The following is a 14,181-nucleotide window of genomic DNA, read 5'->3' on the forward strand; positions in this document are numbered from 1 at the left end:
CCCATCTATAGATTGAAAATTGCTGTAACCGCTTTTCTTATAAGCATTGCAGGAGAGGGTATATCAACCTCCATTGAAATCATCACCCATATAGAGAAAGCAAGAATTACCATTATTAAATAGGTCCAGAATGTTTTCCACTCCTTGGCATTATATAAAGGAATCAGGTCTGAGAAAATATAACAGGCACATACAAATGAGAACATTGCGATCTTCATATTTTATCCTCCTATTTTATTGGGATCATAGTAAGTCCGGTATTTCTAATATCTATAGATGCTTTTACTTCCACATCCAAGTCCCTATAAAGGCTATCCCAATCGTGAGCAATGCTTTTCCATAAGGAGGGCATTGTTATTTTGATTTCGTTTCCAAATCCAAATATGTCAGCCCCGTATTTTTTCTGGACCTTGCGGATTGTATCCTCTATATTATTTTTCAAGGATTTCCCAGCCTCTTTTTCAAGCATCCTTAAGCTTTTTGGGTCAATATAGGTGGCAGAAGTTCCTTGCTCATCAACAGCAGCTCTTGTTTTTATATCTACATTAATTGTGATTTTGCCATTGGAATAGACAGGTTTAATCTTAGTTTTATTTCTAAATATTTCAAGGGATATGATGCTGCGGGAAGTTTCACCCAACTTTATTAGAGGGAGTATTCCTCCTCTTATCTGGTTCTTTACAAAAAGAACGTACTTGGTTTCTTCTCCATCTAGGAACCCTACCAGTTTATCTTTTTTAAATATTGCCGCTCCCGATAATCCTATATTCTTTTTACCTGCATTCATAACAAAACCAATCGTCGGCAGGACTACCGATTCTTTATTATTGGATAATGAATTTACTAGCTGGTAGACTTTTGTAGTTGGCGTTTTGGATAAGCTCTTTTGAGTTTTCATCAAAACATCAATTTCAAAGCCCTGCAATTTTGATTCCGTATTATGTAAAAGAAATATTTCCTTCGCTGTTTTTTCTTTTGAAATCATTACAATAAGCTCCAGCCTTGGCTCTGGATCCCTGGTAATCAAATCAAGCACTTGAATTATACCTTCTCTTGCGATATCCTGGCTTATTATTACTGCTTTGGCATGGCTCCAGTATAGTTTTCTTCCGGAAACAATAATAATATTTCTGATTGCATCAAGCATTGTTTCTCCCTCGGCTGAAAATATTAGGGGAGCAAATGTTGAGTTCTGGTTGCCTGTTGATATATTAACTGTTTCAGCAGTTATTAAAAATTTGCCGTCCTTGCTCTTGTCAACCGCAAAGCCTGATACCATATGCAGATTGTCGATTTCTCTGTAATTCCAGCACCCGGCTAATGATATCGAAAGCAGGGTCATTATAATAAAGCTGAAAATAGTAATGCTTATTTTGCGTTTTTTCACAGTTTTCGGCCTCCGGATGCATTTCTTATTTTATTTCTGGCAGTAATAAATTTAGGCCTGTATTTCATGTGCCACCATGGTGCCCTTATAACCGTATCCTTAAGGTCCTGGGGGTTAAATGATGCTAAATTAGACATATATGGAACCCCGAAGGAACGCATTTCGAACAATAGTATTAATAGCCCTGTGATTCCAAATACAAAACCGTATAATCCCAAAAATGAGGCGAGGAATAGAAAAATTAATCTTAACATGAAAATTGCCCCTTTCATTTTTGAAATCATTAGTCCTGTTATACCGGAAAAGGCAATAACAATAATCATTGGAGCACTTATAAATCTGGCCTCAACTGCTGCTTGTCCGATAACCAAAGCCCCCACAATACTTAAAGACTGTCCTATAAAAGAGGGCATACGCGCCCCTGCTTCCCTCAGGATTTCAAAGACGATTAACATTCCAAGTGCTTCAATAATGGTTGGAAAGGGCATGTCTTGTCTTGCAGCCGATATACTCATAAGCAAGTGGGTTGGTATCATCTCCTGGTGGAATGTTGTCAAGGCCAGGTAAATTGCAGGAACGCTGATTGTTAATATAAAACTTATGTTTCTTAGCAGCCTGCTTATTGACGCGGTATAGTAGTTGGTGTAATAATCTTCATTTGATTGAAAAAACTCCATAAATAAAAAAGGTACCGTCAAAACGAATGGAGTCCCATCAAGAACCAGGGCTATCCGGCCTTCCAGCATATTACCTGCAACAATATCCGGTCGTTCAGTGCTTCCGATGGTTCTAAACATCGAATGGGGAGCATCTGATATCAGTTCCTCGATATAACCTGTATCTAAAACTCCGTCAATTTCAATGGTATCCAGTCTCTTGTTAAACTCTTCAAGAATTTTCTTGTTTGCTATTCCATCTATATAGCATATACAGGCCTTGGTTTGTGACTTCACACCAATAGTTCTGAAATTAAATTTTAAATCCGGGGTCTTTAGTTTTCTTCTAATAAGAGTAAGATTTATCATTAAAGACTCCGTAAACCCTTCCCTAGGCCCCCTCAGCGCCTTTTCGGTTTCCGGCTCAGTTATTGAACGGCTCTGCCAGCCCTTGGTGTTTATTATTAAAGATTCTTTTTCATTTTCAACCAAGAGTGCGGTATCGCCGTTAATTATGGATTCAACTACTTTATATACATCAGCAGTTTTTTTTACATCATTTGCTATAATAACACCGTACTGCAGGTTGTCGATTATATCCTTTCCGGGTTTCAAAAGCTTATTTGCTGCAATAGGCTGAAGAATATTCTCGTTAACTATTTCATTATTTACCATTCCGTCAGCAAAAATAATGCAGCACCGGATTGCGTTATTGGCCTGGTTCCGAAACTTTCTGTAAATAATAGTGTCATCATTGTTGAATATTTCTTTTAATATTTCTATATTTTTTTCCAATGATGTATGAAAATTTTGTGTGTTTTTCTGGGTAGTTAATTTTTTAGCCCATTTAAACATAAAATATTCCTTTCTCAATCTTAACTTTTATATCTTATCTTGATTTTAATTGCTATTAGTATAATCAGTGGAAGGATAACATAAAAGGGAAGTACATAGTATTTATAAATTTCAGAAGCCCACAGAAACATTTCCAATGTATTTGAATATATTAAATTTGCCATGCATATCATCAATAGTCCTATTGGAGCAACAAGCTTTTTGTAACTATCAATGTTAATCATTTTGGCAAAGCCTTTGCTTGCTATGTACAAACAAACGCTAGCTTTAACAAAGCCACCGAATAAAAATGTTACACCTGTAAGAGCTTCTATCCTTTCCAGGGTTTCGCTTATGTTTATCAAGCTTACAGAAAAATATGTAGGGAAATATAGACTTAAATAATTATGGCTGCCAAGAACCAGAATGTTTTTTACATATGATGTTATTAAAACAGCGGCAGTTAACAATGCAGCAGTCATATATACTTTTAATATTTTATCTTTGGCTTTTAATGAGTCGAAAATCATTGTAAACAATGCGGGCTCGGCAAACGGAAAAGCAAACAGGGACGCCGTGCCCGCTAATACCGGATTTATGCCGTTATATAACACAGGTCTTATATTCCTTAAATCTATTAGTGGTATTGACATAAAAACTATACCAAACAAAACAAGTATAAAGAGTGGGAGAATAAATGAAGCCCAGCGCCCCAGCACTTCAATGCCGCTTTTTACAACCCAGATGCATAATATTCCCATAATTAACAAAATAGGATACTGGGGTGTTTCTTGTAAGGATATCACCTCAATAAACTCCGAAAAATTCCTGAGTACCAAAGTTCCAAGGTGAAAGGCAAACCAGATGAAAAAGAATGAAGTTATTTTGCCGATTACTTTTCCGAAGGCTTCCTGCTGTATATCATACAAATCCTTTCCAGGGGTAATCCGAAGAAGCCTTGTATGCACAAAAAGCAGTGGGAATTCTAAAAGCATTGCCAGTATGACGGCAATCCAAATATCATTTCCCGCTTCCCTGCCCGGATTCAATATAACGGTAGCCCCTAACATAAATATGGTTAATAAGCTTATACCCTGTCTGTTTGATATAATTTCCTTATTCATGAAATTATTGTTTGAATAATATAGTAGTTTTATTCCGAAATGCTAGGGTGGTTTTGGTGGTAAATAAAGAAAAGGTCGAAAAAGGCTTATGAAACTTGAGCAGGCAGCACGCAAATTAAGGGAAATTGCGAAACAGCCCAGGGAAGAATATCAAAACAATGTTCAAGGCTCTGTGCCTTGGATTTTTTGTTGGTCTTAGGTTTTTTGCTCGTAGAAATTTCAACCCCTAAAAACCGCATTTTGAACTCTAAAAACCGCATTTGAAGCAGAAATAACGGCAAATTATGGTAATATAAAATAAAATATAGAAGAATATGAAAAAAATGGAATGCGGTTAATGGGCATCAATAATTTTATAAAGGGGAGAAAATTGATGGTTAAAAAGGGTGGATTTAACGGATATCAGAAAATATTAAGCATTATTTTATGCATGTTGATTCTGTTACCCACGTATTTGCTTCCAATGCCCAATATGGGCTCACGCAGTTTTGCAGAAGCGGCAGATGATATCACAGCACCAGTGGTAAGTATAACATCACCTGCCAATAATGAAATTGTGGGTACATCTGGTGATACAGTAACGGTCACAGCGAATGCGAGTGATGCGGTAGGAGTAGCGAAGGTAGAGTTTTATGTAGACAATGCCCTGGTGGGCGAGAGTGTGTATGCGCCATACAGCTGCAGTTGGGAAACGACAGGAGGCAGCCATACGGTATATGCAAAAGCGTATGATGCAGCAGGTAATGTTGGGACAAGCTCCAGTATAACGATGAAGGTACGAGCGGAAGTAAGTGTTACCAGCCCGAGTGACGGGAGTACAGTAAGCGGGATGGTGACCAACTTCACCGGTACATTCAGCACTGCGTTAAACAGTGGTTATTATACTATGCTGAAGATAGATGGAAATGATGTAGCCCAATATGTGACAAGTGGGCCAAATGTAAGTTTTAATTACAACTGGGATACAACACAATATGCTAATGGCAGCACCCATGAAATAAAGATTACAGGCTATACATCAGAGGGGACAGTATTTTCGTTTGGGACAAGTACAGTAACAGTAAATAACTTGCCAACCGATACCGTAACTCCTGCTATTAGCATTATCTCACCATCCGAAGGAACTGTCACAGGTCAAACCGATATTGTTGTGGAAGCCACAGACAATGTGGATGTCACAAATGTCGAGTTATATGTTAATGATACTTTAATATGTCAGGATTCAGTTGCCCCATATGTTTATAGCTGGGATGCGACTAATTTAACAGGAACTTATCTCTTATCGGCAAAGGCTTATGATGCCGCCGGAAATATTGGTGTAAGCAATACGGTTTCTGTCAGCGTTACATCATCATCAGGATGGAGCCATACTGATACAACTCAGGAAGATTGGCAACAGGGCACGTTAGAGAATGTTGCGGCTACTGTTTACGGCGATTTAGAATTAAACATAGTTCCTTTTAATGATAATTTTTCCGACACTTCCTTGGATTCGTCCTGGACCTGGGAAGTTCCCAAAACAGGCCCGACTTATTCATTAACAGCCAGACCGGGATGGTTTAGATTATCTTTGCCCAATACACCTTATTTCAACCATTCGGCTACTGTAGATGAAGCGCCCAAATTGAAACTGCCGGTATCTGACGGCGACTGGGTTCTGGAAACAAAATATAACTTATCGTCATATCCAAATGGATACAACTTCCATGCCGGTTTGCTCGTATATTTCAGCCAATATGACTGTTATTATTGGGGCCCGTATAAAGGACTGAACCTAAAAGCGGCAAAGACTGATATAGCAACTATAGCAGATGCCCCATTTACAAGTTCAACCGGTTTTCTGAGAATACGAAAAACGGGAGATACTTATTACTTCGACTATAAACTTAACGAAACCGGTGAGTGGACAAATGCAGGCAGTCATACCAACACAAATACTCCCCAAAGTGTGGGTATAATAGCTAAAACGTGGCCATATCTCTATAGGGGTTTGAATCTGGATTGTGATTATATTAAATTCAACTACTTAAACGGCTGCAGAATATCTCCGGTGTTTGACCTCTCATCAGCCACGATTGCCGGAGATTCGATGATTTCCTGGAATGCAAATTTACCCGAGAATACCGGGATGAATGTCGAAACAGATTTGTCTTTGAATGGAGGAGCAACCTGGTTAGGATGGGAGACTGCTGCTAATAATGGCAGTATACCCGGTATCTCGGCAGGTACTGATTTAACAAACGGTTTGCTGAAATATCGGACAACCTTTACTACTGATGATGTAAATCTAAAACCACAAATACATGACCTTACCGTGACAATAGCTTCCCAGGAAACTGCCGGCGGACTGGAAGTCTCAATAGAAAATCCAGTCAACGGCTCTTATCTGAAAGGTACTCAGGAAGTTCGGGTAAATGCGGCCAGTGATTTGGGTATATCCAGTATTGATTTGTTTATTGATGACAATCCGGTAGCTTCGGGTGCGGTCAGCCCGCTTGTTTACAACTGGAATACCGATAGCTGGGCCGAGGGTTACCATAATCTAAAGGCAACAGTGCATGACACCGTATATAATAACAATTCCGCGAGTTCTATTGTGTTTGTGGACAGAACCGCCCCGGTTATTTCGAACCCTCAAATAACCACAACCACTACAAAAGCTATTATAACATGGACGACTAATGAACCGGCAGATAGTCAGGTTGAATGGGGCAAATACAACAGTTGGGGCAACTTTACACCAATTGACACCGCAATGGTTACGGACCATACTGTGGTTGTTGAGGGACTGCAAGCGGGTACGTATTATAACTTCCGTATCCTGTCCAAAGACAGGGCAGATAACCTTGCCACTTATTCTAAAACATATGTACGCACTCTTCAGCTGGCTGCTTCATATGTCAGGGACTGGCTATTAAACGGGCCATATGAAAACACCCAGACATCGGTACTGGAAACAGACTATCTGAATGGTGAGGCCCAGGTATTGCCTTCCGAACGTGACATACAGGGGGAAAAAACATGGGCTAAACTGGTCAGTACCACAGACAGCATAAATATTTCCGGCATTTATTATACAGGCCAGTATGCCGCTTATGCACATACATATGTTTACTCTCCTTTACCACAGGATGTTTTAATGTGGATTGGGGGCCAGGCCGGGTATAAGGCATGGTTAAACGGGAACGTATGTGTTGACAGGGATAAAACTGCAGAGCAAGGATATACTTTTGAGTCTGTCGGTGTTCACCTGGATGAAGGCTGGAACAGGCTGATGGTAAAAGTAAGTGACCTTAACAGCACTTCTAAATTTGATGTCAGGTTTGCTTTTGATGACGGGTCAGGAGTACCAGGCCTTGTTTATCAGGTGGATAACCCTGCCGACGGGACACCACCGGCCGATATTCTGGCGCCAACCTTGTCCGATATAACGGCAACTGCTGGGTCGGGGTCTGCAGCTATAGGCTGGTTAACCCTGGATGAGGCCGGTGATTCCAAAATACTGTACGGTTTCACGGAAAGTTATGGCAGCACGTATTACGCAGCCGACAGGGTAATTAATCACGCTCCTGTTTTGACCGGTCTGGAAGCTGACAGGACTTACCACTACAAAATAGTTTCAGAAGATGCCTTTGGCAATCTATCAGCTTCACAGGATTATACCTTCACAACCTTATCCGGTGATTCGTCTTACATCAAATCATTTTTAGTCAATGGTGCTTATTATAACTCCGATTCCTTGCTTCGTTTGTCAACTGACTATTTAGGCGGAGAAGGCCAGGCCGAACCTTGTGAAGGTGAGGGTACTGCCGCTGGGGGTGAAACCTGGGCGGTTCTAGCCGATTCCGATGAATTCATTGACTTGGCTCCTCAATTTGGGACTGATCCGGATACAGTTGTTTATGCTTACTTAAATGTCACTAATGGTCTTTTAAGTAATATTACCGACCATCAATTGTGGTTAGGCAGCTCCGGTGCAGTCAAAGTATGGCTGGACGATACCGTGATATTGGATAAAGATGTGTCCAGGCCGCATGTTTTCGGTGATGACCGGGTTAATCTGGTGCTAAAACCAGGGTTGAACCGTCTCCTTTTAAAGCTGACCCCCGGTAATGACGGACAATTTGGTTTTTCGGCCAGAATCTGCAGAATGGATGGTTCAAGATTATCATGGATAGGTAATAATACCAAAAAGTATTATCGGATGTCTGACCCTTATGTAACAAAGCTGCCAACCGGTGAATGGGCAGAGGCATTTTGGGGATGGAATAAAAATATAAGTGACGGCCAGGGTATATATGTAAGGAATTCATACAATAACAATAAGAGCCGGTATCCCAGCAGTATGGTTGCTGCTGAGGCAACAGCGCCTTCTTTGACATGTGCGGGAAATGATATTTTGCTGACATATAAAAAGCTGGTTGATGATACCAACCAGGTATTTGCCCAGGTTTATTTCGCTAATACCGGTGCCTGGGGTGAAGCTGTTGCGCTTACGTCAGGGACTTCATCGGTCTATAGCCAGCAAGCTTATACGGATAAGGAAACTAATTTAACGTATGTCCTTTACTCTTATGATGATGGCTCTCTCTGGTACCGTACTTCCAATGACCTGCTTAACTGGGCTTCCGCCCAGCGAGTGGGAAGGGATGTCGGGCAGAATACAGGAAATACCAAACCATTATTCAATATTATTAATCTGGAGGATGATTCCTGGAGGTTAGTATGGTATGACCCTAGTATGGTAGATGAGTACCCTGGTGTATACAATAATGACGATTATCCGGTTATAAAAATGTCCCGGTCTGAAGATTTACAATCGTGGAGTCAGCCGCAGGAAATTACGCTGCCCTGGTCGGAACGCACCTTGTCACATGCGACTGACTTAAGTCTTTCCGAAGACAATTCCGGAACTCTGTTTTTAGGATATACGGTTGACTACAGTCTGTCTCATTATACATATGGATACTTTAAGTTCAGCACTGATGGCGGTGAAACTTGGAGCGGCAAGAATTTAATCACCAGCACTGTATCTGGGGATGGGGTTTTAAAATATAATCCGACCCTGGCAGCTGATAAAAGCGGTCAAATGTATGCCACCTATGCTACTGAGGCTCTTCCTTCTGCCGGACAAGATAAAATAGTGAGTGTCCCCATACCATATCGTTACACCGGCCCTCTTTCTTATGAAGATAAGCTTGGTTATCAGTCATGCAACGAAGGAGACGGGATTAACCCTGCTTCAGGCAACTACACATATAACAATACTGATTTAAACATTCCCGGCCGGGGGATTCCGATTACAATTAATCGTTACTATAACTCCCTGGACACATCATTTGCAGGCCCGTTTGGGTATGGATGGAACTTTAATTATAATGCCACTGTTGCAACTGATGTTTATGGCAATCTCACAGTTCTGATGGGAAATGGCAGCAGAAACCGGTATACATTACAGGAAACCGGTTCCGAATTAACCTACATTCCTTACCCTGGGGTTGCCGGAAAGCTGAAGAAAAATATGGATGGCAGCTGGCAATTGACAGAGATGGACAGAAGTGTGCTGAATTTTAACAGTACAGGCAAGCTTATATCACTGGTTGATGCCAATAATAACACTACTTCATTGACTTATGACTTGGAGGGCAGGCTGACCAGGGTAACTGATGCCGCCGGACGGGCAGTGGTATTTTCATATAATGCCGGCGGGTATGTAGAGGCAATTACCACAGATATACCTGATTTTGATAACTGGACAGTTACCTACTCTTATACCGGGGATGACCTGACCGGGTTCAGCGAGCCGGACGGCCATAACTGGGCTTACCAATACTATACAGATACTCACAGAGTCAGGGAAATAACTGATCCCAGGGGTAACCCCTATGTCCGCCTGACATATGACGAACAGGGTAAAGTTATTGAACAATTGGATGCGGAAGGCCGTGATGTAGCGCTCATTTACTATAAAGGTTGGACCGATATAACCGATAATACAAATCAGAAGACAAAATACTTTGATGAACAGTTTAACCTCATCAAAATTGAGGATATGGACGGGACCACTGAGCTGGGGTACAACCTGATTGGGGAAATGGCAAATATCACTGACCCCAAAGGGAATACCAGTGAATATTATTACGACCCCAATGGCATGTTGACCAAAGCAGTTGATGCCCAAGGGAATACGAGTAAAACCAAGCACAATATTAATGGTGATGTGGTTTCCCGGACGGATGCGGAAGGAACCCAGGTCAGCAACACTTATGACGAACATGGGAACTTAAAAACCACTAATATGGGCGGTTCCATTACCACATATAACTATGACCAATACGGTCAAGTAACCTCAGTGGTTGATGCCGGAAACAACATAACACAATTAACCTATGACCCCAATAACTATGGCTATGTGGAAAAAACAGTCACCAATTCCGTTTATGGCTTGTTTGAAGCTTCATATGACCCAATCGGGAGGATGCTTTTTAACAGGAGCGGCAGCGGGCTTACAAGTTATGACTATTACCCCGGGTCTGCAAATGTAAAAACTGTTACAGATGGGCGTAACAATACAACTGCATTTGAATATGACAACAACCACAACCTGACCAAAGAGATAAATGCTTTAGGAAAAACAAAGGCTTATACCTATAACAGTCTCAACCTGTTAAAAACAGTGACTGATGAAGTATATAACATGGTATACCTTGATTACGACCTCTTTGGCCGCCAGACCATACAAACAGATGCCAATGGGAACAGCAGTTACAGGCATTATGACGATTATGGCAGACTCCTTAGTGAGACCGATTACAATGGCAACACCACCACATATACCTATGACCCTGCAGGGAACCTAAAAACCGTTACCGGCCCTGAAGGCGGGGTCACCGAAATGTTCTATGACCAACTTAACAGAGTAAATAAAGTCAAAGACCCCAATGGCAACTTTACCGAAATAACCTATGATGCCGTGGGCCAGGTCAGGCTATACAAAAACGGCGCCGGCAATACGGTTGAATACACCTATGATGACTGGGGACGCACCACATCCGTAAAGGACGGGAAAGGTAATACGGTAACTTATGCTTATGACCTATTGGGCAGATTGGAAACCATCACTTATTCCGATGGCTCTTATGTGCAATATCAATATGACAGTGCAGGAAACGTGCAGTCCGCCGGAGACCAGTTGGGGAGAATTACACAATATGCCTATGACCGGTATAACCGTTTAGAACAAGCCACAGACCCATTCGGAAACAGTATAGACATTGCCTATGATAATGCCGGCAACAAAGAAACAGTAACAGTGACCACCCCTGAAGGCAAGCAGTTGGCAACGGTTAACGCATATGATGCTTTAAACCGTCAGATTTCCCAGACAGAAATGCCGGGGAATATCGTCACAACCATAGAATATAACGACAATCATACCATTAAGGCGGTGCAAGACCCAAAACTCAACCGGACCGCATACACCTATGACAAGCTAAACCGCTTAAAAACCGTGACAAATGCCGAAAACGACACAGTTCAGTTTGAATATGACAATGAAGGCAACAGGACAAAACTAACAGACGGTGAAGGCAACTCAACCACATTCATTTATGACAAAGCAAACCGGCTTATTGCAGTCCGGGATGCAGTATACCTGACCAACCCTGTTGAACACGAAACTGTCTATACATATGACCCTAACGGTAATCTTAAAACCGTCAAAAATGCGCGCGGCTATATAACAACATATGATTATGACGGTGCCAACAGGGTGACAAGGGTAACCGACCCCCTGGGTCATATGACAACCTACGATTATGACGTCAACGGCTATGTCTACCGGGTTACAGATGCCAACAACAACACAGTAAGCTTTAATTATGACCAGATGAACAGGGTCACCGGTGCAGCCTTCCCTGACGGCACAACATATACTTACCAATACGACGCCGCCGGGAATCTAACCCAGATGGTTGACCCCACAGGGACTACAGACTATTATTATATTAACGGGCGTCTGGATACCGCGTCATATTCCGGGAACGGCCTTGACCTCAAATACTGTTACGACTCCCTGGGCAGCTTAACCGAGCTTACAGCATTAAAAGGCATTGACACACTTTATTCGAACCAATACCATTACAACGAACGCAACCTTCTGGACCAGATAACAGATACCAATGGACAGACATATACTTTCAGCTATGATGCTGCTGCAAACATAACCCAAATAAACTACCCAAATAACACCTACACCACATTTGAATATGACAATGCCAACAGGGTAGAGAACATCACCAATGCGGCAGCGGGCGGCGCGGCCTTCCTGACCTATGACTACATATATGACCATAACAGCCGCCGCACCCAAATGACAGTCAACAGCACAGACGTATCCGCTTACCAGTATGATGATATCGGTCAGCTTATCCAGCTAACCGACAGCCGCGGCATCACAACCTGCCAGTATGACGGCACAGGCAACCGAACCGTAATGACCGGACCCAATGGAACCGTAAACTACACCTATGATAATGCCAATCGGCTGCTCCAGGCCGGAAGCACAACCTACGGCTATGACAACAACGGCAACAGGACAAGCAAAACAGATGCCAATGGCACAACCGTTTACAGCTATGACTACAACAACAGATTAACAGGCATAGGCACACCTGCCGGTACGGCAAACTATACCTATGACGGTCTGGGCGCCCTGCTCAAAAAAGAAAGCACAGTCTCAGGCTCAGTATATTACCTGAATAACGGCTTAAATACCATCATGGAGAGTGATACTGTAGACTTTGCCGGTCCCACCCAATTCACACTCGGTTCAGGCGGCATACTGGGCCAGATAAATCCTGACACTACGGCACAATACTTCTATTATGACGCCTTAGGCAGCTTGGGTGCTGTCTGTGACCTAAACGGAAACATTACCGGGACATACCGTTACGACCCATGGGGAGCTATACTCCAGCAAACAGGCTTTGAAACAAACCATACCTACATAGGCAAATACGGGGTAACGGCCGAACCCGAAGCCGGTCTAATCCATATGGGTGCCCGGTTCTATGACCCGGCTGCCGGGATATTCCTGCAGGCAGATCCCGTAAAAGGCAGTATCGGCAACCCATTAAGCATGGTCCCATATATCTATGCCTTAAACGACCCGGTAAACCTTATCGACCCTGCCGGAGAAATGCCATCTGCCGCCTGGTTTAATAAAAAGCAGAATGAATGGGCCAATACCGCCGGCAAACTGCAGGGCTTCCTGAAGTCCAAAGGCTTCATGGGCAAAACAAGCCATCTTCAGGTAACCGGCACATATGGTGAGGATACTTATGAGGCCCATTGGAATTACTACCTGTTCAGGGAAGCAATAGGAAAACCATATAACCCCAAGGGGATGACAGATACTTACACAACAAGGAATTGGACAGATTCATCCAAAGCTGAATTAAAGAAGTGGTTTGCCGGAAAAGGTGAAGATGTCAAACAACTGCAGATATTCCTGAGGGATAAGGGTTACATGGATGGTAAATATGTAACCGGATGTTTTGGCAGGATAACCAAAGCGGCATTGACGGACTATATGTGCAGTGATCAGGGGACGGGTGAAACAGTATATGCTAAGGTATCAACTGATAAAAATCGATTATCTGCTGAAGAACAGGAAGCAAATGCTAAATACATTTATAATTATTTGTCTCAAAAAGGTTGCTCAAAGGAAGCCATATGTGGTTTGCTTGGAAATATTCAGCAAGAAAGCTGGTTCAACCCTGGTGTATGGCAGGATTTAAATAATACTACATTGGGATATGGCATAGTCCAATGGGATGATGCAACAAAATTCCTTAATTGGGCAGGACTTGATAAAAATTTAACTAACGAAATGGCTAAAAATGATCCTAAACATCTTATGGATTTAGAATTGGAATTTTTGATATATAGTAGCCAATCAAGTACTCCAGCAAATAAACGCGAATGGTTTGCAACAACCGGTTATGGTTCTCCGTATATTATGACTTTTGAGGAATATATTGTGTCGACAAAGAATGCTGGAGATTTAGCTTTGGTATTTCATGGTTCATATGAAAGATCTTCTGACGATGCGAAAAGAAAACAGAATAGGATTGACTTTGCCAACAGGTGGTATGATTACTTTAGTAAATGATAGTAA

Annotated in this window: 5 protein-coding genes; 1 reads left to right on the forward strand and 4 read right to left on the reverse strand. The window is 42.0% G+C overall.

Annotation, left to right across the window (positions count from 1 at the left end):
- Positions 1–5: 5 nt before the first annotated feature.
- The 4 genes from ABFY19_RS04225 to ABFY19_RS04240 form a co-directional block, all read right to left on the reverse strand.
- Positions 6–218 carry a hypothetical protein gene (locus ABFY19_RS04225; RefSeq protein ID WP_418791996.1) on the reverse strand — a complete coding sequence of 71 codons (213 nt, stop codon included), beginning with the start codon at positions 216–218 and terminating at the stop codon, positions 6–8.
- Positions 219–229: 11 nt separating this feature from the next.
- A complete protein-coding gene (locus tag ABFY19_RS04230) occupies positions 230–1,342 on the reverse strand; it encodes a Ger(x)C family spore germination protein (protein WP_418792531.1) in 1,113 nt (370 codons plus the stop codon).
- Positions 1,343–1,383: 41 nt separating this feature from the next.
- Positions 1,384–2,838 (reverse strand): spore germination protein, encoded by a 1,455-nt coding sequence (locus ABFY19_RS04235; protein ID WP_418791997.1) that lies wholly within the window; start codon positions 2,836–2,838, stop codon positions 1,384–1,386.
- Between the two features lie 80 nt (positions 2,839–2,918).
- Positions 2,919–3,926 (reverse strand): GerAB/ArcD/ProY family transporter, encoded by a 1,008-nt coding sequence (locus tag ABFY19_RS04240; RefSeq protein WP_418791998.1) that lies wholly within the window; start codon positions 3,924–3,926, stop codon positions 2,919–2,921.
- Between the two features lie 448 nt (positions 3,927–4,374).
- Between ABFY19_RS04240 and ABFY19_RS04245 the strand changes: the two genes are divergently transcribed.
- Complete coding sequence (locus ABFY19_RS04245) at positions 4,375–14,175, forward strand: phage tail tip lysozyme (RefSeq protein WP_418791999.1); 9,801 nt, start codon at positions 4,375–4,377, stop codon at positions 14,173–14,175.
- Positions 14,176–14,181: the final 6 nt, after the last annotated feature.

Source organism: Phosphitispora sp. TUW77 (genome assembly GCF_048453025.1).
Lineage (GTDB): Bacteria > Bacillota > Thermincolia > Thermincolales > UBA2595 > Phosphitispora.